Here is a 25,261-nt window from a genome sequence, read left to right as displayed (position 1 = left end):
AGCGCGGCGGCCCGAGCACTAGCACGTCGGGGTGCTGGCGCGGTTTCGCCTCATCGCGTCGTGGTGCCCTCCGGGCGTCACGGCATCCGGCGTGCACGCGGGTGAGGAGGCCTTATGGGGAAGAGGATCGGCTCGGGCAAACGAGGACGTTCGCCCGGCCGCACCGCCGTCCTGCTGGGGGCAGGGGCATTGGTGACCGGCATGCTGGCCGGTTGCGGCTCGGGCGGCGGACTGAAGATCAACGTCTACTACGCGCCCGAGGACAGCTTCCAGAAAGTCGTCGACAACTGCACCAAGGCGGCGAACGGGCGCTACGAAATCGTCTACAACAAACTGCAGCGCGGTTCGGACGACCAGCGCCTGCAGATGGCGCGGCGGCTGGCCGCGGGCGACACCGCGATGGACGTCCTCGGGCTCGACGTCACCTGGGTTTCGGAGTTCGCCGAAGCCGGGTGGATCGACGAGTGGACGGGCGAGAACAAGACCGCGGCGTCGCAAGGTGTCCTGGAGGGACCGCTGGAAACGGCGACCTACAACGGGAAGCTCTACGCCGCTCCGAAGAACACGAACGTCCAGCTGCTCTGGTACGACGACCGGATCACGCCGACGCCGCCGAAGACGTGGCAGGACATGATCGCCGAGTCGAAGGAGCTGAAGGCGCAGGGCAAGCCCTACAGCATCGTGTTCACCGGCGCGCAGTACGAAGGCCTCGTCGTCTTCTACAACACGCTGGTGGAGTCGATGGGCGGGCACATCCTGTCCGAGGACGGCAAGTCCGTGGTGATGGACGACGGCGCGGTCCAGGCGCTCGCGCTGCTGAAGGAGATCACGTCGTCGGGGATCACCGACCCGTCGCTGACCAACTCGAAGGAGGACGACGTCCGGCAGACGTTCCAGCGCGGTGACGCCGCGTTCGAGCTGAACTGGCCGTTCGTCTACGCCTCCTACGCCAAGGACAAGCCGCAGGACGTCTCGCACATGAAGTGGGCGGTGTACCCCGAGGCGAAACCGGGCACGCCTGCCAAGACCACGATCGGCGGCTACGACCTCGCGGTCAGCTCGTTGTCGGCGCACAAGCCGGAGGCGTACGAGGCGGCGCTGTGCCTGCGGAGCGCGGAGAACCAGAAGTTCTCGGCGATCAACGACGGCGTGCCGCCGACCATCGAATCGGTGTACCACAACGACACGCCGCTCGACCCGGCGAAGCCGGCGGGCGACGACAACCCGAACATGGCGATCAAGTACCCGATGCGCGACTCCATCCTGGACGCGCTGAAGGACGCCGCGGTGCGGCCGCTGACCCCGGCCTACCAGAACATGTCGACGGTGATGTCGAAGATCCTTTCGCCGCCGGCCGAAATCGATCCGCAGGCGACCGCGGCCCAGCTGCGCGAACAGCTCGGTGACGCGCTCCAGTCGAAGGGAGTGATCCCGTGACCGTCCAGGACTCGACCCCGGCCGGGGCGACCGCCGCCGAACAGGCGGCACCGGCCAAAAAGGGCAAGCCGGCGCTTTCCGAAGGGAAGAAGGCCGAGAGACGACTCGGGCTCTGGCTGTGCGCGCCCGCGTTCCTCGTCATGGTCGCGGTCACCGGCTACCCGATCGTCTACTCGATCTGGCTGTCGCTGCAGCGGTACGACCTGCGGTTCCCGGCGCAGCAGGAGTTCGTCGGGTTCGACAACTACGCGGCCGTGCTGTCCAATTCGTACTGGTGGACCGCGTTCGGGACCACGATGTTCCTCACCGTGGTGTCGGTGGCGATCGAGTTCGTCCTCGGCATGGCGCTGGCGCTGGTGATGCACCGGACGCTGGTCGGCCGCGGCCTGGTCCGCACGGTCGCGCTGATCCCGTACGGCATCGTCACCGTCGTCGCGGCGTTCTCGTGGTACTACGCCTGGACGCCGAAGACCGGCTACCTGGCGAACTTCCTCGCCGACGGCGCGGCCCCGCTGACCGAGCAGTGGCCGTCGATGTTCATCATCATCGGCGCCGAGGTGTGGAAGACCACGCCGTTCATGGCGCTGCTGCTGATGGCAGGCCTGGCGCTGGTGCCGGACGACCTCCTCAAGGCCGCGGCGATGGACGGCGCGAGCGCGTGGCAGCGGTTCACGAAGGTGATGCTGCCGGTGATGAAGCCGGCGATCCTGGTGGCGCTGCTGTTCCGCACGCTGGACGCGTTCCGCATCTTCGACAACATCTACGTCCTCACCGGCGGCGCGCAGGACACCGGTTCGGTGTCCATGCAGACCTACAACAACCTGGTCAAGGGCCTCAACCTGGGGATCGGGTCGACGATGGCGGTGCTGATCTTCATCACGGTGGCGATCATCGCGTTCATCTTCATCAAGGTGTTCGGCACCGCGGCGCCGGGCTCGGACAACGGGGGTAAGCGCTGATGGTGATGGGAACCGTCACGACGGGCCGCAAGGTCAGGTGGGGCCTGGTCGACATCCTCGTGCTGGTGTTCGCGCTGGTGCCGGTGCTCTGGGTGGTGTCGCTGTCGTTCAAGACCAAGGACACGCTGACCGACGGGAACTTCATCCCGCGGTCGTGGACCTGGCAGAACTACGCGGACATCTTCCAGACGTCGGAGTTCCTGCTGGCGCTGGTGAACTCCATCGGCATCGCGATCATCTCGACCGTGATCGCGGTGGTGCTGGGCACGATGGCCGCGTACGCGATCGCGCGGCTGGACTTCCCCGGCAAGCAGCTGCTGGTCGGGCTCTCGCTGCTGATCGCGATGTTCCCGCAGGTGTCGCTGGTGACGCCGCTGTTCAACATCGAGCGGAACCTGGCGCTGTTCGACACGTGGCCGGGGCTGATCCTGCCCTACATCACGTTCGCGCTGCCGCTGTCGATCTACACGCTGTCGGCGTTCTTCCGGGAGATCCCGTGGGAGCTGGAGAAGGCGGCGAAGATGGACGGCGCGACGCCGGCCCAGGCGTTCCGGAAGGTGATCGCGCCGCTGGCCGCGCCGGGCGTGTTCACCACGGCGATCCTGGTGTTCATCTTCTGCTGGAACGACTTCCTGTTCGCCATCTCGCTGACGTCGACCACGGCGTCGCGCACGGTGCCGGCGGCGCTGTCGTTCTTCACCGGGTCGTCGCAGTTCGAGGACCCGACCGGGCAGGTGAGCGCGGCCGCGGTCGTGATCACCATCCCGATCATTGTGTTCGTGTTGTTCTTCCAGCGTCGCATCGTGGCGGGGCTGACCTCCGGTGCGGTGAAGGGGTAGCGCTATGGCAGAGATCGTGCTCGACAAGGTGTCGAAGAAGTACCCCGACGGTGCCCTCGCCGTGTCCGAAGTGGACATCACCATCGCCGACGGCGAGTTCATCATCCTGGTCGGCCCGTCCGGCTGCGGGAAGTCGACGACGCTGAACATGGTGGCCGGCCTGGAGGACATCTCCTCCGGGGAGCTGCGCATCGACGGCAAGCGCGTCAACGAGAAGGCCCCGAAGGACCGGGACATCGCCATGGTGTTCCAGTCCTACGCGCTCTACCCGCACATGAGCGTCCGGGAGAACATGGCCTTCCCGCTGCGGCTGGCCAAGGTCGACGACAAGACCGTGCGGGCGAAGGTGGAGGAGGCCGCGAAGATCCTCGACCTGACCGCGCACCTGGATCGCAAGCCGGCCAACCTCTCCGGTGGCCAGCGCCAGCGCGTCGCGATGGGCCGGGCGATCGTCCGCAGCCCGAAGGCGTTCCTGATGGACGAGCCGCTGTCCAACCTGGACGCCAAGCTGCGCGGCCAGATGCGGACGTCGGTGTCGAAGATCCAGAAGCAGCTCGGCACGACCACGCTGTACGTGACGCACGACCAGACCGAGGCCATGACGCTGGGCGACCGGGTCGTGGTGCTGCGGGCCGGGTACGTCCAGCAGATCGGCTCGCCGCAGTTCCTCTACGACAACCCGGCGAACCTGTTCGTGGCCGGGTTCATCGGCTCGCCGTCGATGAACTTCGTCCCGGCGACGCTGGAGAACAACGAGCTGCGCAGCGCACTGGGCACGACGCCGCTGACCGACCGCGTCCGGCAGCTGGTGGAGCGGGCGAACGCGCCCCGCGACGTCATCGTCGGCATCCGGCCGGAGCACTTCGAGGACGCGGCGCTGGTCGCGGACAAGAGCGGCGGGGGGACGTTCACCGCGCACATCGACGTGCTCGAGTCGATGGGTTCGGAGAAGTTCGCCCACTTCACGGTGGAGGGCGAGGCCGCCACGGCCCAGGAGCTGGCCGAGCTCGCCGCGGACAGCGGGTCCTCGGACGTCCCGGGCGCGGAGTCCCAGATCGTGGCGCGGCTGTCGGCGGAGTCGTCGGCGGCGGAGAACGCCGACCTCGAAGTCTGGTTCGACGCGGACAAGATCAAGCTGTTCGACCCCGCCAACGGCAAGAACCTCACCTACGAGGACTGAGCCGCGGGTTCGTGAAGGCCATCCCGGGCGACCGGGGTGGCCTTCACGGCTTTCCGGGCGTGGGGAGGCGGGGGAGGATCGCGTTGGCCGCCCCGCGGGCGAGCGTGCAGGTGCCGTCGCCCGCCGTGCCGGCCGTCTCGACCACGCTGATCTCCGCCAGTTCGCGGCGGCCGGGCAGGCCGGGTGCCGGCTGGGTGGCGTCGACCAGGCAGAACGCGCCGGCGACCCGGACGCGCGCCTCGCGCCCGCCGAGCGTCTCGACCGGGCCGGCCGGCTCCACCGTTTCCACGGTCAGCTTGAAGCTGACCTTGCCGCGGATGCAGCTGTGCCCGGACAGGCCCGCCGTCGGCTGGCTGCCTGCGCCGGCCGCGGCGTCGAGGTCGTGGTTGTCGAGCGGGACGCACGGGGCGACCCGGCCCCACGAGCCGTCCGGGAACGTCAGCCTGCCGACCTTGCGCGCGGTGATCGCGGTCAGCGCCGAGCCGACGGCGGCGTCCGCGACGGTGCAGCGGGCGTCCTGGTCGCCGCCGCCGTCGGTGACCGACAGGTCGAGCCGGGTGCCGTCGGCGAAGGTGATCGCGCGGGTGCACGCGCTGCGGTCGTTGAACATCGACTGCTGGACCGCGACGCCGTCGGGCACCGGGCCGGCGTAGTCGTAGGGCTTGATGTTCGGGTCGGAGTCGAAGGCGAGCGGCCCGACGAGGATCGTCCGCGGCCCGGCTTCGGCCCGGCAGCTTTCGAACGTCGGGACGGCGACCGCGCCGGGTGCCACCTTGGGCACGTCCAGCAGGCTGCAGTAGTCGATGCTGCCGAAGTCGCCGAGCGCGTCGACGGCGGTCAGCGGCGTGGGTCCGGAATCCCGCTCGGGGGCGGCCTGGGTGGTGGCGCAGCCGGCGGTCAGCAGGGCGCAGAGCATCGCGACGGCCAAGCTTTTCGGACGCGGGTTCACGGGGTGCAAGTATCACCACATCGGGCCGAAAAACCAGCCCTGACGGGGACATCTCTCACTATTTTTCCCCGGCCGCGGGCACAACGCGCAGGTCATCGGATTCCGGCCGGGTTTTCCCGCGGTTCCCCGGTCACTTGAACGATTTTCGCCTTTGCCGCCCCCTAAGGGGTCGGTCCATCGCGCGGGCGATGCGGAAACGGGTACTCCGGTGGTGAAGTGGAGGTATCGGAACTTCGAGGAAAGGGAAACGACGATGAGCGCACCGGTCACTCGACGGCTGTCCCGCCCGCGCCACGGCCGCATGATCGGCGGCGTCTGCGCGGGCCTGGCCCAGCGGTACGGCATGAAGCCCGGCACCGTGCGGCTGCTGGCCGTGCTGTCCTGCCTGCTGCCCGGGCCGCAGTTCGTGGCCTACATCGTGCTGTGGGCGGTGATCCCCTCCGAGTAACGCGTTTTTCGAAGCGCCGGTGATCCCGAGGCGATCACCGGCGCTCGGCTGTGCGTCAGGGACGCCAGCAGGACATCGCTTCCTCGATCTCCTGCTCGTCCAGCGGTGGGTGGGGCAGCTCGGACGGCTTGCCGGGCTGGGCGCGGAGGCCGTCGAGCAGCATGGCGAGCGAACGCCGCCAGAGGTCCGGGTCCACCGCGCACGTGAACTCCACCACCGAGCCCACCATCATGTGGACCAGTGCCATGTCCGTGGGGGCGAAGTCCGGGCGCAGGCCGCCCGCCGCCTGGGCTCGCTCGATCAGCTGTGTGATCAACGGCACCATGCGGGCTTTCTCTTCGGCGACGTGCTCGTGGCCGAACTTGTTGGACAGCATGATCTCGCGCAGTCCGCGGTCGGCGGAGTGCAGCTCGGCCGCCTGCCAGGTGAAGTCGACGAACGCCTGCCATGCGTCTTCGGCCTTCAGTGACTTCGCGGCGAGGTCGCCGAGTTCCTCCATCCGCTCGGCGAACATGGCCTCGACCAGGTGTTCCTTGCTGGGGAAGCGGCGGTAGACCGTGCCGACGCCGAGGCCGGCGTGGTGGGCGATGTCGTCCAGCGTGGCCTCGAGCCCGCGCCGGCCGAACACTTCGCGGGCCGACGCCAGGATGCGACGGCGGTTGAGTTCAGCGTCACGCCGCAGCGGCCGCGCCGGTGCGGCGGGACCAGCGTCCCGTGCCATGACCCCAGTCTAACCGCTGAAGTAGAGGCGCCATCTCCGGTTCTTGTGTACCTTGGGCCGAGTAAGGGGAGATACCTACTCCACATAGTCTTCTGATCACTTCCTGTGAGGACCCTCCATGTCCGAGTCCACACTCGCCGTCGCGCCGTCGGGGGACACGCGCGCCGCCGAGAACCCGCACCACTCCAGACGCTGGCTGATCCTGGTGATGATCGGCATCGCACAGCTGATGGTCGTGCTGGACGCGACCGTCGTGAACATCGCGCTGCCCTCCGCCCAGGTCGACCTGGGCTTTTCCAACGACGCCCGGCAGTGGGTCGTCACGGCCTACGCGCTCGCGTTCGGCAGCCTGCTGCTGCTCGGCGGGCGGCTCGCGGACCTCTTCGGCCGCAAGAACGCCCTCCTCGTCGGCCTGGCCGGCTTCGCCGCGGTGTCGGCGCTCGGCGGCTTCGCGACCAACATCGAGATGCTGCTGGTCGCCCGGGCGGCACAGGGCGTGTTCGGCGCGCTGCTCGCGCCCGCCACGCTTTCGCTGCTGACCACGACGTTCACCGACCCGAAGGAACGCGGCCGCGCGTTCGGTGTGTTCGGCGCCATCGGCGGTGGCGGCGCGGCGGTCGGGCTGCTGCTCGGCGGCGTGCTCACCGAGTACCTCGACTGGCGCTGGTGCATGTTCGTGAACATCATCTTCGCCGTCGTCGCGTTCGCCGGCAGCTCGGTCCTGCTGCGCAACCAGAAGGACGAGGGGCCGCGGCCGAAGCTCGACCTGCCGGGCACGATCACCGCGTCGGCCGGTCTGTTCGCGCTGGTCTACGGCTTCGCGAACGCCGAGTCGGACTCGTGGTCGTCGGCGTCGGTCTGGGGTTTCCTGGCCGGCGGCGTGGTGCTGCTGGGCGTGTTCGTGTGGCTGCAGCAGCGCGTCGAACACCCGCTGCTGCCGCTGCGCGTGCTGCTCGACCGCGACCGCGGCGGCTCCTACCTGGCGATGTTCCTGCTCGCCATCGGGATGTTCGCGATCTTCCTGTTCCTGACGTTCTACGTGCAGCAGAACCTGCAGTTCACGCCGATCCAGAGCGGCGTCGGCTTCCTGCCGATGGTGGCGACGCTGATGCTGTCGGCCACGTCGGCGACGGCCGTGCTGCTGCCGCGGTTCGGCCCGCGGCCGCTGGTGCCGACCGGGATGGCGATCGCCGCGGCCGGCCTGTTCTGGCTGAGCGGCATCGACCTCGGCAGCACGTACGTCTCCGGCGTCCTCGGCCCGCTGCTGGTGATGGGCCTCGGCATCGGCCTGGCCATGGCGCCGGCGATGAGCGTCGCGACCTTCGGCGTCGAGGCGCACGACTCGGGCGTCGCGTCGGCGGCGGTGAACACCGCGCAGCAGGTCGGCGGTTCGATCGGCACGGCGCTGCTGTCGACGCTGGCCGGCAACGCGGCCACGGCCTACCTCGCGGGCAAGACCCCGACGCCGCAGCTGGCGGCCGAGGCGGCCATCGAGAGCTACACGACGGCGTTCACGTGGGCCGCGGTGATCTTCGTGGCCGGCGCGGTGCTCAGCGGCCTGCTGCTGCGCCCGGGCGTCCCGAAGGGCGAAGCGGCGCCGGGCGCCGTGCACATGTAGTCCCTGGTGACGTGACCGGGTTTCCCGGTCACGTCACCAACCCGTGCCGGTAGGCGTAGACGACCGCCTGGACGCGGTCGCGCAGGTCCAGTTTGGTCAGGATGCGCGAAACGAACGTCTTGACCGTCTCCTGGCTGATCACCAGCCGCTCCGCGATCTCGCTGTTGGACAGGCCGTCCGCGAGCAGGCGCAGGACCTCCAGCTCGCGCGGGGTCAGCGGGACGTCCGGGGCGGCGTCCGGCGCCGGCCGGATCCGCGCCGCGTGCCGTCCGACCAGCTTGCGCGTCACCTCCGGGTCGAGCAGCGCCGCGCCCGTGGCGACGGTCCGGATGCCGTGCAGCAGCCGGTCCGGCGGCGCGTCCTTGAGCAGGAACCCGCTCGCGCCCGCGCGCAGGGCCTCGTAGACGTACTCGTCGAGGTTGAACGTCGTCAGCACGAGCACCTTGACCGGGTGCGGCACCCCCGCCCCGGCCAGCAGGCGGGTGGCCTCGATGCCGTCGAGCACCGGCATCCGCACGTCCATCACGACGACGTCCGGGCGCAGCCGGGCGGCCAGGTCGACCGCGGTGCGCCCGTCGCCGCACTCGCCTGCCACCTCGAAGTCCGGCTGGGCGCCGATGATCGTCACCAGGCCGGTGCGGATGAGCATCTGGTCGTCGCAGACGAGGACCCGGATCGGTGCGCTCACGTGGGAATCCGCGCGCACACGGTGAAACCGGCGCCGTCGCGGCCCGCGCTGAAGTCGCCGCCCAGCAGGCCGACGCGCTCCCGCAGTCCTGCCAGGCCGCGGCCGCTGCCGCCGGGGGACACGCTTTCGGATCCGGCCGTCCGGACCGCCACGGTGATGTCCCGGTCGCCGTGGTGCACCTCGACCTCGGTGCGGCTGCCGCGGGCGTGCTTGAGGGCGTTCGTCAGTGCTTCCTGCACGACCCGGTAGGCCACCAGATCGGCGCTGCCCGCCGATTCCGCGGGGGCGCCTTCCTCGGTGAACTCCACCGGCTGCCCGGCCTGGCGGGCCTGCTCCACGAGGGAGCCGAGCCCGCCGGGGGCAGGCGTCTCGTGCTCGGGGTTGAGCAGGTCGAGCAGGTGCCGCAGGTCGGTGATGGCCCGACGGCCGGTGTCACTGATCGCGGTCAGCGTCCCGTCGAGCCGATCGGGCGCGGCGGTGAGGTACCGGGCGGCCTCGGCCTGCACGACCATCGCCGTCACGTGGTGGGTGACGACGTCGTGGAGCTCGCGGGCGATGGTGGCGCGTTCGGCGGCCCGGGTGTCCTCGGCGACGCGGCGGCGGCGTCCCGCTTCCGCGGCACGGGTGGTGCGCAGCCACGACCCGATGCCCCACGCGAACACCAGCAGCAGGAAGAACGTGACGTACTCGCTAGGCGGCTCCGTCCCGAAGCGGGACAGCGCGATCGCCAAGCCCGCGTACGCCGCGGAGAGCAGGAGGGCCGTGAGACCCCGGCGTCGCTCCAGGTGGGCTCCGGCGCTCACCAGCGCGAAGCCGAGCGCGGTCCCGGCGACCGAGTGGTAGCCGCGGAGCTGGTCGACGGCGAACCCGAGCGCCACCAGGGTCAGGCACAGGGCCGGCCACCGCCGCCGCACGGCGAGCGGGAGGCTTTCGACGACGACCACCACGACGGCCAGCGCGTCGAAGGGGCGCTCCGGCACGCCGCCGACCTGCGTCCCGTGGCTCTGCAACCAGGGCACGAACGACCCGGCCAGGAACAGCAGCCCGAGCGGGAGGTCCCGGACCACGACGTCGAGCCGGCGCCACCGCGCCAGAGCCGCCCGGAGCTCGATCACCGGGAAAGTGTAGTGACGTCGTCGACCCGCTCGGCGCGGCGGCGCGGCACCAGGCGGCCGCGCCGGTGGGCCAGCCACAGGAACCCGCCCGTCGCCAGGAGGCAGAACAGCACCGAGTAGAGGCTGCCCTCCGGGCCGAAGCTCCCGCCGGTGATGGCCGACGGCCCCGACGTCACGGCGTCGAGCAGGCCCTGCGGGGTGCCGTTGCCGGAGACCTCCGTGCCGAAGATGCCCGCCGCGGCGAAGTTCCAGCCGAAGTGCACGCCGATCGGCACCCACAGCTTGCGGGTCGCGATGTACGCGCCGGTCAGCAGGCCACCGGCCTCGATGGCGATGGCGATCGCGCCCCACAGGCTCGCGTGCTCGTTGAACAGGTGCGAAAGACCGAACAGCAGGCCGGTGGCCACCAGCGCGATCCACGTGCCGGTCCACTTTTCGACGAACCGGAACAGGATGCCGCGGAACAGCAGCTCCTCCGTCACCGCGGCGGCGGCCATGAAGCCGAGGAGCCCGATCGCGCCGGAAACCGTGCCCCAGCCCCGGATTTCGTAGTCGCCGAGGAGGGCGATGTTGAGGATGACGGCCGCGAAGAGCGCGACCCCGGCCAGGGTCCCCCGGCCGAGCGCGAGCCCGGCGCCCGGGCCACTCAGCTCGGTGACCGGGCGGTGCTCGGTCTTCCGCACCACCCACCGGTAGCCGGCCACCGCGAGCACGGCGGTCAGCCCGCCGGCGAGCAGCGTGAGCCACGGATTCCCGTCGGCCACGGCGACCGCTTGCTGCCCGGCGAACGCGATCGCGGCCACCGTCAGCAGCTGCCAGACGACCCTCATGACGACCCCTTCGTCCCGTCCGCGGCCTGGTCCCGCGGCTCTGCGAGGAACGCTAGGGATCGGGCGGGCGGGAAGCGTCCCCTCGGAGCGGACACCTGCTTGTAGCTCGCACGGGGGACGCTTGAACCTTTCGTGGCCCCCGCGCACTAATAGGGGCGTGGCACGAGACGTCGATTTCAGCGAGTACTTCGCCGCGCGGGTCCAGCGGTTCCGCCGGGTGGCGTTCGCGCTCTGTGGGGAATGGCACGCGGCGGAAGACCTGGTCCAGGCCATGTTCGTCCAGCTGTACCGGCGCTGGCGGCGGGTGCGCCCGGCCACGGCCGACGCCTACGCGCGCCGCATCCTGCTGAACCTGTTCCTCGCCGGACGGCGGGGCGCCGGGCGCGAGCACGTGACGTCTTCGGTGCCGGATCGGGAGTCGCCGCCCGGCCGCGACCCGTCGTTGCGGCTCGACGTGGAGCGCGCGCTGGCCGGGTTGACGCCCCGGCAGCGCGCGATGGTGGTCCTGCGGTTCCTCGAGGACCTCCCGGTGAGCGAGGTCGCGGCGCTGCTCGGCGTCGCGGAAGGAACGGTCAAGTCCCAGACGGCCCGCGGGGTCGAGGCCTTGCGCGTGGCTCTGCCTGCGCCGACGACGGAGGAGTCGTGATGGAAGACGTCCGGTCCTTGCTGACGGCGTACGTGACCGAAGACGAGCCCCCGCTCGGCCTCGACGGGGACCGGGTGCTCGCGGCGGCCCGGCGGTCGCGTCGTCAGCACCTGCTCACGGGGGCGGCGGCGGTGGCCGTGGTGGTGCTGGCGCTCGGGCTGGCGGTGGTGGTGCTGCCGAACCGGGGTCCGGTGGCGGGGCCGTCCTGCCCGTCCGGGTCGACGCGCGAGGCTTTGGTGGAGCGCTTGAGCTGCGTGGTGGCCGGGGCGGTGCGTCCGCTGCTGGCGCCGGACGCGCGGCTCTCGCCGGGCTCGTTCGCGGTCGTCGCGGACCCGGTGGGCGATGCGCCTCGAGAGGCGGATTTCCGCACGCACGTCCGGGTGACGGATGCGCGAGGGACGGGCTCGGTGACGGTGGTGCTGTACCCGACGCCGAACTCGGCCACCCCCTCCTGCGTCCCGGACGACCTGATCTCGTGCTCGGTGGAGCGGCTGCCGCAGGGAACGCTGCAGCTGACGACGGACCAGTCGACCGGGGCGCTCGTCCACCGGGCGGCGCTGTCGGCGCCTTGGGGCTATGTGGCGGTTTCGTCGAGCGACAGCGGGGAGCCCGAGCGGAAGGACCTGCACACGCCGTCCCAGCGGCCCGAGCCCACGCTGACCCTCGACCAGGTGCGGCAGGTGGCGTTGACGCCGGAGCTGGCCTTCTAGGGGACGAGGGCGACGAACCCGAGGCCCGTCGTGCGCTCCGCCAGGTCGAGGGCGGCCGCCGGGTCGGCCAGGCCCGCCGTCAGCAGCTCGACCGCGGCGAGGTCGAGCACCCCGGACCGGACCAGGTTCCAGACCGTGGTCACCGTGTCTTGATCGCTCATCCAGGAGCCGCGCAGGGTGAGCCGTCGGTGCATCAGGTCGCCGTACGGGACGGGCAGGTCCTGGCGCACGCCGCCGACGAGCACCAGGGTGCCGCGCACCCGCAGGCTGTCGTAGGCGGCCATGGTCGCGTCCGCCGACGGCGTGGCGCCGAGCGTGTCGAGGGCCACGTCCACCGGGCCGATGCCCGCCGCGTCCGTCGCGCGGTCGCCGGTCAGCCGGTGGGTGCGGACGCGCGGGTCGAGCTTCGCCAGCCGGCCGAGCGCCTCCTCGTTGCGGCCCACCGCCGTCACCGTCGCCGCGCCTTCCGCCAGCGCGGTCAGCACCGCCGCGCCGCCCAGCTGACCGGTCGCCCCGACCACCGCGACGTCGCGGCCGGCCACCGGGCCCGCCGCGTGCAGCCCCGAGGCGGCGATGCAGAGCCACGGCAGGAACGCCAGGCGGGCCGGGTCCGGGTACGTCCCGGCGCCGGGCAGCTTGACCAGCGTTTCCTTGGCGCACAGGGCTTTCTCCGCGAAGACGCCGTCGCGCCACACCGCGCGCATGCGATCCGTGCGCTCGCTGCCGGCGCCGGAGCCGCCCAGCCCGACCCAGCCCACCAGGACCTCGTCGCCGCCGCCCGCGTCGAGCAGCGCGGTGTCCAGCACGAGGTCGCCCGGCTCGACGTGGAACACGTCCGGCGCGACGGCGAGCACGCGCCCGACGCAGGACGGTCCGAGGACCAGGGGAACCGGCAGGCCGCCGCGGTTTCCCCGCACCACGGCGTTCGTGTACGCCGGGACGTGCGCGGCGAGCACCTCCACGAGCACGCCACCGCCCTTGAGCGTGGGCTCCGGCACTTCGGACAGGCGTACGTCTTCTGCGGTCGCGATCCAAGCTTGCATGGCACCAGCTTTGCCGCGCGTTAAGCTGGTATCCAGAATCGCGTTATTCTGGTACTGGAGGTTCCAGGGTGAGCACCGAACTGGGCGCCTTCCTGCGCAGCCGCCGGGAGCGGCTGGCCCCGGCCGACGCGGGCCTGCCGGCCACCGGACGACGGCGGACGCCCGGGCTGCGCCGCGAGGAACTGGCCCTGCTGGCCGGGATCAGCGCCACCTGGCTCACCTACCTCGAGCAGGGCCGCGACGTGCGGCCCTCCGGCCAGGTGCTGGACGCGCTGGCCCGGGCGCTGCGGCTGACCGGCGCCGAGCAGGAGCACCTGCACCGCCTCGCCGGCGGCCGGGCGACGTCCGGGGAGAGCGCCGCCGAGGAAGCTGCGCCCGAGGTCGCGGGCGTCCCGGCGTTGCTGGGTGACAACCCCGCGTACGTCACCGGGATCTGCTACGACGTCCTCGCGCTCAACGCCGCCGCCGAGGAGCTGTTCCGGGGGATCGGGCTCGGCGGCAACGTCGTGCGCTGGCTGTTCACCGATGCGGCCGCCCGCGAGGTGCTCCTCGACTGGGAGCGGGAAGCGCGCGGCGTCCTGGCCCGGCTGCGCGCGATCGCGGGCCGCCACCCCGGCCACCCCCGCGTGACCCGGCTCGTGGCCGAGCTGACCGAGGCCAGCCCCGAGGTGCGCGCGTGGTGGCCGCAGTACGACGTCCAGTTCAGCCACGCGGGGCACAAGCGCCTGCGCCACCCCCGGCTGGGCCCGGTCACCGTGGCGCACGCGGCGTTCCACGTGGCCGAGCGGCCCGAGCAGACCCTGGTGGTCTACCACCTAGTGACGCCGTGACCTCAGCGTCTCGATGACGTCGTCGTCCCAGCGGTGCGTGCGGATCAGGCGGTACCGCTCCGCCGCCACCCACATGTACGCCTCGGCGTCCGTGCGGTCGCCGATCAGGCCCGCCTGCCGCAGCATGCCCACCACCGGGACGAACTCCTCTTCGAACCAGCGCTGCGCCACGCTCGCCCGGTCGCAGAACTTGCCCTCGTCCTGCATCAGGCGGAAGCCCCACGCCTCCACGTGCTCGCCCAGCTTCGCGTAGTCCCACGGGTCCGACACGATCACCGACGCGCGGGCGTGGCCGGTCAGCGGGACGCGCTCGAGGAACAGGCGGCGGTAGTCCTTGACGATCAGGTCGCCGCGGTGGCGGATGCCGCTCGGGTCCAGTTTGGTCCGCACCGCCGTCACCGACGCCTCTATTGTGGACAGTCCCTGGGCGATCGCCACCGAGACGCGGTGGTGGCCGTCGATGATGAAGTGCAGCTCGCCGACGCGGTAGACCTCGATCGGCGGGATCTCCTCGCCGCGGCGGGCGGCCAGGGCCAGCCGTTCCCAGCGCTCGCGGACGCGGGCGGACGTCGGGCGGAAGCGGCGGTCGAAGTCGCGGCTGCGGTCGACCGTGCCGACGATCGACTCCAGCTTGATCACCCGCAGCCCGATCCGGTGCTCGCCGAGGTAGCCGAGCGCCTCCACGACCTCGTGGAACGGCAGCATGATGTTGACGTCGTCGGGCTCGCGGCGCAGCCACGTCGAAAGCCGCGAGAGCACCTGGCCGCGGCGCGCGCGGAGGAAGTCGTTTTCCGCGTCGGCGCGGGGGAATCCCGTCTCTTTCATCCGAACTCCATGATCCGGTGGCCCACCACGTTGCGGATCCGGGTCGTGCCGGCGACGCGGTCCGGCACCGGCTCGCCGTGGGGGTGGATGTGCCCGTGCAGCAGCCACTTCGGGCGCAGTGCCTCGATCGTGCGGTGCAGGCACGCGAACCCGCGGTGCGGCGGGTCCTCGCGGTCGCCGAGGCCCCGCGGCGGCGCGTGCGTCAGCAGGACGTCGACGTCGCGCCCGTCGCGCCACCGCCGGAAGCGGGCGCGCCGGACCAGCCCGCGGGCCCGCCGGGCCTGCTGGCGCTGCGTCCACTGGTTCGGCCCGTCGTTGTAGCGGACCGAGCCGCCGAGCCCGGCGAACCGCAGGCCGGCGACGTCGACGAGCCGTCCGTCGGCGTTGATGCCGCCCGCCGGGCCGGGCCAGACCGTCGGGAAACCGTCCTTCATGGACAGCCCGCCGTAGCGGGTGTAGCCGCTCAGGTCGGGGTCGTGGTTGCCGGGCACGAACACGCACGGCACGTCGAGCGCGCTCGCCAGGAACGCCAGGTAGTCGTAGGGCAGGTCGCCGGCGCCGATGACCAGGTCGACGGAGACGGCGCGGACCGCGTCGGTCCACAGCCGCTCGTCGACCTCGTCGGAGACGACCAGCGCTTTCGGCATGCGCCCAGGGTACGACCCCGGGGCGTCACTTCATCCCGTGCGCGAACCCCGGGTCGGCGGCGATGACGAAAGTGATGACGACGATCCACAGCACGCTGAGCGCGAGCGCCCAGAACTTCAGGTTGGACAGCATCTTGGACATGAGGAGGTTCTCCGAAGAATCCGGTGGGGAGGAAGGGGACTAGAGCCAGCCGTTCTTCCGGAATATTCGGTACAGCAACAGGCAGATCCCGAGGATCAGGGTGATCACCAGCGGGTAGCCGAACTGCCAGTGCAGCTCGGGCATGTAGTCGAAGTTCATCCCGTAGATACCGGCGATCATCGTCGGCACGGTGATGATCGCCGCCCACGACGTGATCTTGCGCATATCGGTGTTCTGCTGGAGCGAGATCTTCGCGACGGTCGCGTCGACCAGGGTGGACAGCAGTTCGTCGAACGCCGCGACCCGCTCGGACACGGTCGTGAGGTGGTCGGCGACGTCGCGGAAGTAGGAGCGGACCTCGTCCGGCACCAGCCGCGTGTAGCCCTCGGCCAGGCGCTGGATCGGCGTCGCCAGCGGCATCACCGCCCGGCGCAGCTCGAGGACCTCCCGCTTCATCAGGTAGATCTGCTCGGCACTGACCTGCGAGCGGGGCGCGAAGACCTGCGCCTCCATCTCGTCGATGTCGGTCTCGATCCGCCCGGTGACGTCCAGGTAGTGGTCGACGACGTGGTCGGTGATGGCGTGCACCACCGCGGACGGCCCCAGCTGCAGCCGCTCCGGGTCGTCGTCCAGCTCACGCCGCAGCCGCGCCAGCCCCGAGTGGTTCCCGTGCCGCACGGTGATCACGAAGTCGCGGCCGAGGAACACCATGAGTTCGCCGGTTTCGACGATCTCGTTGGCCGTCGTCGGTGACTCGTGCTCGACGTACCGCACGGTCTTGACCACCAGGAACAGCGTGTCGTCGTAGCGCTCCAGCTTCGGCCGCTGGTGCGCTTCGAGCGCGTCCTCGACCGCCAGCTCGTGCAGCCCGAACGTGTCGGCGACGCCCTGGATCTGCTGGGCGTCCGGCTCGTGCAGCCCGATCCAGACGAACCCCTCGTGCCGCTTCCGGACCTCCTTGATGGCCTCGGAGTGCGTCCAGCGGCCGGGCAGGCGCTCACCGGCGACGTACACGGCGCAGTCGACGACGTACGCGGACAGCGGCACCGGAACCGGGCGGACCGGGACGGCGCCCTTGTTGCCGCGGCCGCGGAGGCCGCCGAGCGAGGGAATGGCAGGCATGGGATCTCCTGGTGTCGTGCGTGGTCGTGCGAGACGACGGACCAGGGGCGGAAAAGACGTCCGCCCGGCGACACACCAGCGTTCCCGGAGTTGAGAAGGCCTACCTGGAGACGACCCGAGAGGTGGGAACGCTGGGACTACTAGGGAGCGGACTATCGCCACTACTCATCGGGTTCCTCACCTCCTTCGGGCCGGGAGTGACAGTGGTGGGGCTCGCGTTGACGCGCGAACACCGATGGTTGAGGGTACTCCTCACTACGGATGCGTGTCGTACCAGCCTCACGCGGTGTTACGCGGACAGGGAGATGACGAGTGCAGTTCGGTCGGTACTACGAGGAGTTCGAGGTCGGTGCGGTCTACAAGCACTGGCCGGGCAAAACGGTCACCGAATACGACGACCACATGTTCTGCCTGCTCACCATGAACCACCATCCGCTGCACATGGACGCGCACTACGCCGAGGAGACCACCGACTTCGGCAAGAACGTCGTGGTCGGGAACTACATCTACTCGCTGCTGCTCGGGATGTCGGTGCCCGACGTCTCCGGCAAGGCCATCGCGAACCTCGAGGTCGAATCGCTCAAGCACGTGAAGCCGACGTTCCACGGCGACACGATCTACGGCGAGACCGAGGTGCTCGACAAGACGCCGTCGAAGTCCAAGGACGACCGCGGCGTGGTGTACGTCGAGACGCGCGGCTACAAGCAGGACGGCCTGATCGTGTGCACCTTCCGGCGGAAGGTGATGGTGCCGAAGCGGTCGTACGGGGAGACTCGGGGCGGGGAGCAGCCGGGCCGGCCGGTGCCGCACGAATGAGGCTCTGATGGACCTGGACGCGATCAAGGGGATACTCCGCACGTTCGCGGAAGTGGAGGCCCGCGGGGTCTCGCCGCTGTACGAGCACCTGGCCCTGCAGGCGGCCGCGGACGACGACGTGGCGGGCCTGCTGTCGGACGCCCGCGACGGCGAGGTGCGCGGGACGCTGCTGATGGCGGTGGCCCACCGGCTGGTGCAGGCCGACCCGATCCACCCGCTTTCGCGGTACTACCCGTCGCTGGGTGGTTTCGACGGGGTGGATTCGGAGACGTGGCCGCTGTTCCGGTCGTTCCTGCTGGAGCGTGCCTCGAAGGCCCGTTCTTTGATCGCCTCGCGGTACACGCAGACCAACGAGGTCCGCCGGGCGGCGCTGCTGTACCCGGGCGTGGCGCGGGCGGCGCGCGAAGCGGGCGGGAAGGTGTCGCTGCTGGAGGTCGGCTGCAGCGCGGGGCTGCTGCTGGGCCTGGACCGCTTCGGCTACCGCTACCAGTGCGACGGCGGCGACCAGCTGACGGCCGGCCCGGCGAAGGCGGCGGTCGGGTTGCACTGCGCGCTGGACCTGGCGCCGGGCGCGACGGTGCCGAAGCTGCCGAAGAAGCTCGCGCTGCTGGACCGGGCGGGCCTGGACCGGGCGCCGGTGGACCTGTCGGACGAGGACGAGCTGGCCTGGCTGGAGGCGTGCGTCTGGGCGGACCAGCCGGACCGCATCAGGCTCCTGAGGACGGCGGCGGCCGAGCAGGCGCGCCACCGCCCGCGGTTGATCACCGGCGACGGCGTCGACGACCTGCCCGCGGCAGCGGCCTCGTTGGAGGGGCCGCTGGTGGTGCTGACGAGCCACGTCCTGGGGTATTTGTCCGCTTCGCGACGGGCGGAGTTCGTTTCGGCGCTGGCTTCGCTGGCTGATTCGCGGCCGGTGTGGTGGGTTTCGGAGGAGTTCTACGGGGCCGGGCTGGAGGCTGTGCTGCCCGGGCGTGCGGATCTGACGGGTTCGGACGGCCTGGCGACGCTGGGTGTCGTGCGGTGGGAGGACGGGAAGGCCGAGGCCCACGCCTTGGCACGGACCGCGCCGCACGGGCAGCGGATGACCTGGTTGCCGCTGTAGCCGGACCCGGCACCCGCTCCATGCGCCCCAATGTGGCGTTCGGTGCGTCAGACGCACCCAATGTGGCGTTCGTTGCGTTGGACGCACCCAACGCCACATTGGGGCGCTTGAGACCTGCGCCGCGGCGGGCGGCTGGGCAGGCGCGACGCCACCGGAACCGGAAAGCCGCGGAACAGCAACCTCAGGCCCGCGGCAAGGCCCCCCACTCACGCAGCGTCACGAAAAGCAGCTCGACCACCTCTCCACCGGCCTCCAACGCGGCAAGGTCTGCCGCATCGGACCAACGGGCCTCGGATGCGTCGTCACCAGCCGTGAGAACTCCGCCCTCGACCTCGCAGGCGTAGTCGAAGATCTCGTACGGTCCCCGCCGTACCGAGCCCACCAGTGTGCCCGGAATCACGTCGAGGCCGGTCTCCTCGAAAAGCTCGCGGACCACGGCCTCTTTGTCCGTTTCGCCCGGTTCGACTCGGCCGCCCGGCAGCGACCATTGCCCCGAATCGGGGTCATTCGCGCGCCGGATGAGCAGCAAACGGCCGTACGGGTCGAACACGATGCCGCCGACACAGCGGATCGTCATGCTGGTCAAGCCCTCCATGTCCCGAAGGGTAGACGTAACCGAGTTGAAAACGGATGTCCTGTACACGGAGAGTAGCCGTACGGTACACTTCGGACCGCGTGCTGACCCAAGCGCGGGACTTTCCTCCCCGGCGCCTGTTCGGTGCGGTACAACGTAAAAGCTGCTGTTGTCCGGTGTCACCGTAAGAGACGGGATTTGATCGCGGTGAACGTGAAGAAGATTGCGGGCCTCGCCGGCATCGCGTTGGTGCTGTTCTTCGTCATCGCCCAGCCTGGGCAGGCCGCCGGCCTCGTCGGCAACATCATCGACTTCCTCCGTAGCTCGGCCGAATCGGTGATCACCTTCGTCAGCAACGTGTTCAAGGGCTGATCGGGGGCTACCCTCGAACCATGTTCGCGCCACGCGACCCCGACGAGTACCTCCTCGACACCGAGCGGCGGGTCATCCGGATCCGCCGCCACTGGGCGGTGCTGCTGTGGGACACCTTCGAGGCGGCCGCGCTGCTGGCCGTCTGCGTCCTGGTGTCCTACCTGCTGCCACCGGCGTTGTACATCGGCCAGAACATCCTCTGGTACGTCGCGCTGCTCGTCGTCCTGCGGTTCGCCTACGTGGTGATGGAGTGGTGGGTCGAGCGCCTGGTGGTCACCGACAAGCGGTTCGTCATGACCACCGGGGTGTTCACCACGAAGGTGCTGATGATGCCGATCAGCAAGGTCACCGACCTCAGCTACGTCCGCACCGCCACCGGCCGCATGATGGGCTACGGCACGATGGTCGTCGAGTCCGCCGGTCAGATCCAGGCGCTCAACAAGATCGACTTCCTGCCGCGGCCCGAAGAGTTCTACGACACGATCTCCGAGCTGGTCTTCGGCGACAAGCAGAAGCAGGCAGAACGCTTCTCGATGATCAAGGCCCAGCGCGCCGCGCGCGGCAAGAAGCCGGTCGGGTAGCGGTCCCGCCGCGCGTGTGACCCAGCGCATCGTCGACAATGGACACGATGCGCATCGACCTGCACGCCCATTCCACCGCTTCCGACGGCACCGACACGCCGGCCGGGCTCGTCGCCGCGGCCGCGAGAGCCGGGCTCGACGTCGTCGCGATCACCGACCACGACACCACCGCGGGCTGGGCGCCCGCCGCCGAGGCGGTGTCGCCCGGCCTGACCCTGGTCCCCGGCGCCGAGCTCTCCACGGTCTCGATCGACCCCGGCACCGGCCGGCAGATCAGCGTCCACCTGCTCGCCTACCTCTTCGACCCGACGTCCGAACCCATCGTCACCGAGCAGACCCGGCTGCGGCTCGAGCGCCGCACGCGGCTGCGGCGGATGGCCGAGCGGATGGCCGCCGACGGCCTGCCGATCGACGCCGACGAGATCTTCGGCCTGCTGCCCGAGGACTCCCCGCCCGGTCGCCCCCACCTGGCGCAGGCGCTGGTCCGCGCGGGGCTCGTCAAGTCCGTCGACGAGGCCTTCGCCGACTACCTCAGCCCCCGCCGCGGCTACTACGTCGCCCGGCGCGACACGCCCGTCGAAGAAGCCATCGACATGATCGCCGCGGCCGGCGGCGTCACGGTCATCGCGCACCCCTTCGCCTTCAGCCGCGGCGCCACCATCAGCGAAGACACCCTCGCCGAGCTGGCCGCGCGCGGCCTCACCGGCGTCGAGGCCGACCACCCCAACCACGACGCGCCGACGCGGGCCCGCACCCGCGAGCTGGCCGGCGAGCTCGGCCTGCTCGTCACCGGATCCAGCGACTACCACGGCACGAACAAGACGATCAAACTCGGCGAGTGCACCACCGATCCCGGGCAGTTCGAGGAACTCACCTCGCGCGCCACGGGCTTCCAAGTCGTGAAGGGCTGACATGGCGTTCGCCGACGTCTTCGACGCGAAGCTCTTCATGAGTGCGACGATCACCCTGATCGTCATCATGGACCCGCCCGGCACCGTGCCGGTGTTCCTCAGCCTCGTCGGCCGCAAGCCGATGGCGACCCGGGCGCGCGCCGCCCGGCAGGCCGTCCTGGTGTCGCTGCTGGTCATCAGCCTGTTCGCGGTCGCGGGCCAGGCGATCCTGGCCTACCTCGGCATCGGCATCCCCGCGCTGCAGGGCGCGGGCGGGCTGCTGCTCCTGCTGATCGCGCTGCAGCTGCTCACCAGCAACGGCCACGAGCCCGAAGCAGCGGCCGAGGACGTCAACGTCGCGCTCGTGCCGCTCGGCACGCCGCTGCTGGCCGGGCCCGGCGCGATCGCCGCGACCATCGTGTTCGTCCGGCAGGCGGACGGGCACGTCGGCGCGTACATCGCCCTGGCGCTGGCGATCGTCACGACGCACTTCGTGATCTACCTCTGCATGCGCTACTCCGGTCTCGTCATCCGGCTGATCAAGGAAAGCGGCATCACGCTGCTGGCCAAGGTGGCCGGCCTGCTGCTCGCGGCCATCGCCGTGGAGCTCGTCGCGAACTCCGTCCGCGGGTTCATCTCCGGCGCGGGCTGATACCCGCCACCCGGGTTGTCCTGCCGGACAGGATCCGCCCGGTTCGTTGACATCGTTGGCACCGCTCCCGCAGCCTGAACCTCAGCTCAGCGTTTGAAACGATTCAACGCCCTGCGGAGGCCTCGATGAAGTGGCTCAGAGCAATCCTGCCGGTCACGGTGCTGGTGGCGAGCGGTGTGGTCGCCGCGCCCGCCGACGCCGCGCCCGGCTGGCAGAAGTACGTCGTCGCACCTTCGAGCCGGGACGTCCGGCCGGTGAAGGTGCTGTCCACCACCGGAGACGTCACGAACCCGAACGGCCTGCTCGGGCGCGGGGTGGCGACGTTCAAGCGGCAGGCGCCGCCGCCGAAGCCGGGGTGGCCCGCCGGCACCACCGCGGCCGCGTCGTCGTTCCACGCGCCGAACAACGGCGGGAACGGCCAGCCCCGGACCTACGACCCCGGCAACGCGATCGACGGCAACAATGAGACGTTCTGGAACGACGACACGATCGCCGCCTACCCGGACGTCCTGACGATCACCGCGGGCGCGCCGGTCGCGCTGCCCGGCGTCACCGTGCTGTCCAATGTGGACGGCGTGCCGCAGGACTTCACGGTCGAGGTGCTGGACGCGGGGGCGTGGCGGGTGGCCGCCACGGTCACCGGCAACACGGCCGTGCAGCGCGCGGTCACCTTCGACCGGCCGGTGACGACCGCGCAGGTGCGGATCACCGTGACCAAGGACCAGAACACGCCGTCCGGCGAGTTCAGCCGGGTCGCCGAGGTGTGGCCCGGCGTGGTCGCCGACCCGCCGGTGCCCACCGCCGTCGTCGACTTCGGCAAGGTCGTCGCCGGGTACCCGAAGATCGCGTTCGCGGGCGCGTCGGCGAACCGGCCGGGTGTCCGGCTGGCGTTCTCGGAAACCCTCCAGTACCTGGGCGAACGCTCCGACTTCACCCGCTCGGACTTCGCCGACGGCCCCGGCACCGACCAGTTCGCCGTGCCCACGACGCCGACGGTGTGGCGGGACACGAAGGGCTGCGCATCGGGGACGCAGGTGTGCGCGGACGGCCTGCACGGCTTCCGCTACCTGCGGATCAGCCTCGACGCGCTGGCGTCGGACGCCCCGCTGGCCCAGCCGTCCGGTGAGGTGCGGATCAGCGGCGTCTCGCTCGACTTCACGCCGTTCCTCGGCACGCCGTCGACCTACCGCGGCTGGTTCGAGTCGTCCGACGAGGACCTGAACAAGTACTGGTACGCGGCGTCCTACACGAACGAGCTGGGCATGGACACGTTCCGTGAGTCCGATGTGGACCCGCGCGGCGCGTTTTCGCCGTCGCTGGACGGGAAGCTGGTGCTGCACGACGGCGCGAAGCGCGACCGGGACCCGTACGTCGGCGACGTCGCCGTCTCCGGCCTGACGCAGTACCTGACCCACCAGGACGGCGCGGCGGCTCGGAACGTCCTCGCCGATCTCGCCGATCATCAGCGGGCGGACGGCTGGATCCCGCCCGCGTCGATCAACAACTACACGCTGCCGCTGTTCGACTATCCGCTCTGGTGGGTGACGTCGAGCTGGGACTACGTGCTCTACACGGGCGACACCGCGTACGCGGCTTCGTACTACTCGCACCTCGTGAAGACGCTCGACACCTGGTACCCGTCGGTGACCGATTCGCGCGGGTTGCTCGCGAAGGGCCTCAACGGCACCGGCGGCTACGGCGACTACGCGTTCCTGCCGCGTACGGGCGAAGTGACGTACTACAACGCGTTGTACGTCCGGGCGCTTCAGGGCGCTGCCGGTTTGGCGCGCGCGACGGGGCACCCGGCCGACGCCGATCGGTGGCTTTCGCGCGCTTCGGGTGTCTCGGCGGCGGTGAACCAGTACTTGTGGGACCCGGCGGCGGGCGCGTACCTCGACTCGGCGACGGGCGCGGTGCGGCACGGCCAGGACGGCAACAGCCACGCGATCCTCGCCGGGATCGCTTCGCCCGCGCAGGCCACTTCGGCGCTGTCGCGGCTCGCGGCGGGCGCGTTGCCGTACGGGAACCCGTTCATGGACAACGACACTCTGGTGGGTGACGGCACGAAGCGCGTGTACGCGTTCACGTCGTTCCCTGAGCTGCAGGCGCGGTTCCGGACCGGGCAGACGGCGTCCGCGCTCGACCAGATCAAGCGGATGTACGGCTGGATGGCCACGCACGACCCGGGCATCACGGCGTGGGAGGGCATCGGCGAGGGCGGCTCGCACTACGAGCAGGGCTACACGTCGGCCGCGCACGGCTGGTCGACCGGGGTCGTGCCGGTGCTGACGAACGAGCTGCTGGGCGTCTCGCCGACGTCGCCGGGTTTCGCGACCTGGACGGTGGCGCCGCACCCGGGTTCGGTGTCATGGGCGCGCGGAGCGGTGCCGACGCCGAAGGGCGCGTTGTCGGCTTCGTGGTCCCAGCAGGGTTCGGTGTTCTCGTTGACGGTGACCGCGCCGCGGGGGACGTCGGGGTCGCTGGTGGTGCCTTCGGGTCGTCTGGTGCTGCTGGACGGCCGGGTGGTTTTCGGGGGCTCCTTGAGGGTTTCCGGGGGCACGCACACGGTGCTCGTCGTGCGGTGAACCGGCTTTCCGCGCGGGGCGGCTCGCCCCGCGCGGAAAGTGTCGGTGGTGGTGCGTAGCGTGGGCGCCGTGAAGGAGCAGATGGGCTTCGACTTCGGCGTGGCGCAACCGGTGCGGCTCACGAAGGTCTCGCCGGCGCGGCTGGCGACCTTCGACGATTGCCCGCGCCGGTACCGCCTCGCGTACCTGCAGCGGCCGACCCCGCAGCGCACCGGGCCGTGGGCGCACAGCACGCTGGGCGCGGTGGTGCACAACGCGCTGCGGGCGCTGTTCGACCTGCCGGTGCTCAAGCGGGTGCCGCAGCGGGCGGTGGCGCTGGTGGCCGAGTTCTGGAAGGACGCGGGCTTCGAGAGCGAGGAGCAGGCGGCGCGGTACCGGGCGCGGGCGAAAGGCTGGGTGGCGGAGTACGTCGAGGACAACGACGTCACGCACGACCCGGTCGGGCTGGAGCGCTGGGTGGCGGCGCCGGTGAGCGGCACGCCGGGGGAGCGGCCGTCGATGATCATCGAGGGTCGCGCGGACCGCATCGACGCCCGCGACGGCGCGCTGGTGATCGTGGACTACAAGACGGGACGTCGGCCACCGGACGAGTACGAGGCCCGCGCCTCGCAAGCGCTTGCGCTGTACGCGGTGGCGGCGGCGCGCACGTTGCGGATGCCGTGCACGACGGTGGAGCTCCACCACGTCCCGACGGGCACGATCGCGGCGGCGGAGCACACCCCGGAGAGCCTCCAGCGGCACCTGCAACGCGCGGAGGAGACCGCCGCAGACCTGCGGCTGGCCACGGATACCCTGGACGCGGGCGGCGACGGGGACGTGCTGTTCCCACCCCGCCCCGACCGCCGGTGCGCATGGTGCGACTTCCGGCCGAGCTGCGCGGCAGGCCAGGAAGCAGCCCCGGCGGCGCAGCCGTGGGATTTGCTCGCGCCCTAGACGGGAG

Annotated in this window: 27 protein-coding genes; 17 read left to right on the top strand and 10 right to left on the bottom strand. The window is 70.7% G+C overall.

The annotated features are described in order from the left end of the window. Positions 1–114: 114 nt before the first annotated feature. The 4 genes from BLW76_RS03330 to BLW76_RS03315 are packed head-to-tail and all read left to right on the top strand — an operon-like array spanning position 115 to position 4,415. Positions 115–1,437, top strand: coding sequence for an ABC transporter substrate-binding protein (locus BLW76_RS03330; RefSeq protein WP_091304371.1), 1,323 nt, complete (start codon positions 115–117; stop codon positions 1,435–1,437). Further along, a complete protein-coding gene (locus BLW76_RS03325; RefSeq protein WP_091304370.1) occupies positions 1,434–2,396 on the top strand; it encodes a carbohydrate ABC transporter permease in 963 nt (320 codons plus the stop codon). Before BLW76_RS03330 ends, BLW76_RS03325 begins: the two co-directional genes overlap by 4 nt. Next, positions 2,396–3,235 (top strand): carbohydrate ABC transporter permease, encoded by an 840-nt coding sequence (locus tag BLW76_RS03320; RefSeq protein WP_091304369.1) that lies wholly within the window; start codon positions 2,396–2,398, stop codon positions 3,233–3,235. Before BLW76_RS03325 ends, BLW76_RS03320 begins: the two co-directional genes overlap by 1 nt. Positions 3,236–3,239: 4 nt before the next feature. Then, positions 3,240–4,415, top strand: a complete 1,176-nt coding sequence (locus BLW76_RS03315; protein WP_091304368.1) for an ABC transporter ATP-binding protein — start codon at positions 3,240–3,242, stop codon at positions 4,413–4,415. 43 nt (positions 4,416–4,458) lie between these two features. Here the strand turns inward: BLW76_RS03315 and BLW76_RS03310 are convergent, their stop codons facing one another. Next, a complete protein-coding gene (locus tag BLW76_RS03310) occupies positions 4,459–5,331 on the bottom strand; it encodes a hypothetical protein (RefSeq protein WP_091304737.1) in 873 nt (290 codons plus the stop codon). 286 nt (positions 5,332–5,617) lie between these two features. Between BLW76_RS03310 and BLW76_RS03305 the strand changes: the two genes are divergently transcribed. Beyond that, positions 5,618–5,812 (top strand): PspC domain-containing protein, encoded by a 195-nt coding sequence (locus tag BLW76_RS03305; RefSeq protein WP_091304367.1) that lies wholly within the window; start codon positions 5,618–5,620, stop codon positions 5,810–5,812. 55 nt (positions 5,813–5,867) lie between these two features. On the opposite strand, the gene BLW76_RS03300 is transcribed toward BLW76_RS03305, so the two are convergent. Further along, positions 5,868–6,533 (bottom strand): TetR/AcrR family transcriptional regulator, encoded by a 666-nt coding sequence (locus BLW76_RS03300; protein WP_091304366.1) that lies wholly within the window; start codon positions 6,531–6,533, stop codon positions 5,868–5,870. 118 nt (positions 6,534–6,651) lie between these two features. Here BLW76_RS03300 and BLW76_RS03295 point away from each other — a divergent pair, with 118 nt between their 5' ends. Next, on the top strand, positions 6,652–8,151 hold the full coding sequence (locus BLW76_RS03295; protein WP_091304365.1) for an MFS transporter: 1,500 nt from the start codon (positions 6,652–6,654) through the stop codon (positions 8,149–8,151). A 28-nt stretch (positions 8,152–8,179) separates the two neighbouring features. On the opposite strand, the gene BLW76_RS03290 is transcribed toward BLW76_RS03295, so the two are convergent. Genes BLW76_RS03290 through BLW76_RS03280 form a run of 3 tightly spaced genes read right to left on the bottom strand, consistent with a single transcriptional unit; the run spans position 8,180 to position 10,784 of the window. Further along, the gene (locus tag BLW76_RS03290; RefSeq protein WP_091304364.1) at positions 8,180–8,839 is read right to left on the bottom strand and encodes a response regulator; all 660 of its coding nucleotides are present in this window, start codon (positions 8,837–8,839) and stop codon (positions 8,180–8,182) included. After that, on the bottom strand, positions 8,836–9,954 hold the full coding sequence (locus tag BLW76_RS03285; protein ID WP_091304363.1) for a sensor histidine kinase: 1,119 nt from the start codon (positions 9,952–9,954) through the stop codon (positions 8,836–8,838). The genes BLW76_RS03290 and BLW76_RS03285 overlap by 4 nt, the downstream gene beginning before the upstream one ends. After that, complete coding sequence (locus tag BLW76_RS03280) at positions 9,951–10,784, bottom strand: CPBP family intramembrane glutamic endopeptidase (RefSeq protein WP_091304362.1); 834 nt, start codon at positions 10,782–10,784, stop codon at positions 9,951–9,953. Before BLW76_RS03280 ends, BLW76_RS03285 begins: the two co-directional genes overlap by 4 nt. 157 nt (positions 10,785–10,941) lie before the next feature. Between BLW76_RS03280 and BLW76_RS03275 the strand changes: the two genes are divergently transcribed. Both BLW76_RS03275 and BLW76_RS03270 read left to right on the top strand, forming a co-directional pair. Beyond that, positions 10,942–11,430 carry a SigE family RNA polymerase sigma factor gene (locus BLW76_RS03275; RefSeq protein WP_091304361.1) on the top strand — a complete coding sequence of 163 codons (489 nt, stop codon included), beginning with the start codon at positions 10,942–10,944 and terminating at the stop codon, positions 11,428–11,430. Then, complete coding sequence (locus tag BLW76_RS03270) at positions 11,430–12,140, top strand: hypothetical protein (protein ID WP_091304360.1); 711 nt, start codon at positions 11,430–11,432, stop codon at positions 12,138–12,140. The genes BLW76_RS03275 and BLW76_RS03270 overlap by 1 nt, the downstream gene beginning before the upstream one ends. On the opposite strand, the gene BLW76_RS03265 is transcribed toward BLW76_RS03270, so the two are convergent. Beyond that, positions 12,137–13,183, bottom strand: a complete 1,047-nt coding sequence (locus BLW76_RS03265; RefSeq protein ID WP_091304359.1) for a zinc-binding dehydrogenase — start codon at positions 13,181–13,183, stop codon at positions 12,137–12,139. The two genes, BLW76_RS03270 and BLW76_RS03265, sit on opposite strands and share 4 nt — an antisense overlap. A gap of 68 nt (positions 13,184–13,251) precedes the next feature. Between BLW76_RS03265 and BLW76_RS03260 the strand changes: the two genes are divergently transcribed. After that, positions 13,252–14,013 carry a helix-turn-helix transcriptional regulator gene (locus tag BLW76_RS03260; RefSeq protein WP_091304358.1) on the top strand — a complete coding sequence of 254 codons (762 nt, stop codon included), beginning with the start codon at positions 13,252–13,254 and terminating at the stop codon, positions 14,011–14,013. Here BLW76_RS03260 and BLW76_RS03255 read toward each other — a convergent pair. The 3 genes from BLW76_RS03255 to corA all read right to left on the bottom strand — a co-directional run bounded on the left by BLW76_RS03255 (position 13,999) and on the right by corA (position 16,749). Next, positions 13,999–14,838, bottom strand: coding sequence for a chromosome partitioning protein ParB (locus tag BLW76_RS03255; RefSeq protein WP_091304357.1), 840 nt, complete (start codon positions 14,836–14,838; stop codon positions 13,999–14,001). The genes BLW76_RS03260 and BLW76_RS03255 overlap by 15 nt on opposite strands. Beyond that, positions 14,835–15,485: a metallophosphoesterase family protein gene (locus tag BLW76_RS03250; RefSeq protein WP_091304356.1), complete on the bottom strand. Its 651-nt coding sequence runs from the start codon at positions 15,483–15,485 to the stop codon at positions 14,835–14,837. The genes BLW76_RS03255 and BLW76_RS03250 overlap by 4 nt, the downstream gene beginning before the upstream one ends. A 181-nt stretch (positions 15,486–15,666) precedes the next feature. After that, positions 15,667–16,749, bottom strand: a complete 1,083-nt coding sequence (gene corA / locus BLW76_RS03245; RefSeq protein ID WP_091304355.1) for a magnesium/cobalt transporter CorA — start codon at positions 16,747–16,749, stop codon at positions 15,667–15,669. A gap of 312 nt (positions 16,750–17,061) precedes the next feature. Here corA and BLW76_RS03240 point away from each other — a divergent pair, with 312 nt between their 5' ends. Together BLW76_RS03240 and BLW76_RS03235 are read left to right on the top strand one after the other, a co-directional pair. Further along, positions 17,062–17,565, top strand: coding sequence for a MaoC family dehydratase (locus BLW76_RS03240; protein ID WP_091304354.1), 504 nt, complete (start codon positions 17,062–17,064; stop codon positions 17,563–17,565). Positions 17,566–17,572: 7 nt separating this feature from the next. Next, on the top strand, positions 17,573–18,667 hold the full coding sequence (locus tag BLW76_RS03235) for a DUF2332 domain-containing protein (RefSeq protein WP_091304353.1): 1,095 nt from the start codon (positions 17,573–17,575) through the stop codon (positions 18,665–18,667). A 181-nt stretch (positions 18,668–18,848) separates the two neighbouring features. On the opposite strand, the gene BLW76_RS03230 is transcribed toward BLW76_RS03235, so the two are convergent. Further along, the gene (locus BLW76_RS03230; RefSeq protein ID WP_091304352.1) at positions 18,849–19,262 is read right to left on the bottom strand and encodes an NUDIX hydrolase; all 414 of its coding nucleotides are present in this window, start codon (positions 19,260–19,262) and stop codon (positions 18,849–18,851) included. A gap of 186 nt (positions 19,263–19,448) precedes the next feature. Here BLW76_RS03230 and BLW76_RS03225 point away from each other — a divergent pair, with 186 nt between their 5' ends. The 6 genes from BLW76_RS03225 to BLW76_RS03200 all read left to right on the top strand — a co-directional run bounded on the left by BLW76_RS03225 (position 19,449) and on the right by BLW76_RS03200 (position 25,254). Beyond that, complete coding sequence (locus BLW76_RS03225) at positions 19,449–19,613, top strand: hypothetical protein (protein ID WP_162146229.1); 165 nt, start codon at positions 19,449–19,451, stop codon at positions 19,611–19,613. A 20-nt stretch (positions 19,614–19,633) separates the two neighbouring features. After that, on the top strand, positions 19,634–20,194 hold the full coding sequence (locus BLW76_RS03220; protein WP_003095467.1) for a PH domain-containing protein: 561 nt from the start codon (positions 19,634–19,636) through the stop codon (positions 20,192–20,194). Between the two features lie 47 nt (positions 20,195–20,241). Next, positions 20,242–21,105: a PHP domain-containing protein gene (locus tag BLW76_RS03215; protein WP_425265997.1), complete on the top strand. Its 864-nt coding sequence runs from the start codon at positions 20,242–20,244 to the stop codon at positions 21,103–21,105. Position 21,106: 1 nt separating this feature from the next. After that, positions 21,107–21,736 (top strand): MarC family protein, encoded by a 630-nt coding sequence (locus BLW76_RS03210; RefSeq protein WP_091304350.1) that lies wholly within the window; start codon positions 21,107–21,109, stop codon positions 21,734–21,736. A gap of 125 nt (positions 21,737–21,861) precedes the next feature. Beyond that, positions 21,862–24,321, top strand: coding sequence for an alpha-L-rhamnosidase-related protein (locus tag BLW76_RS03205; RefSeq protein WP_091304349.1), 2,460 nt, complete (start codon positions 21,862–21,864; stop codon positions 24,319–24,321). An 81-nt stretch (positions 24,322–24,402) separates the two neighbouring features. After that, positions 24,403–25,254: a RecB family exonuclease gene (locus BLW76_RS03200; RefSeq protein ID WP_167384473.1), complete on the top strand. Its 852-nt coding sequence runs from the start codon at positions 24,403–24,405 to the stop codon at positions 25,252–25,254. Positions 25,255–25,261: the final 7 nt, after the last annotated feature.

This window comes from Amycolatopsis tolypomycina (assembly GCF_900105945.1).
GTDB classification, from domain to species: Bacteria; Actinomycetota; Actinomycetes; order Mycobacteriales; family Pseudonocardiaceae; genus Amycolatopsis; species Amycolatopsis tolypomycina.
This window is presented reverse-complemented; position numbering and strand designations above follow the sequence as displayed.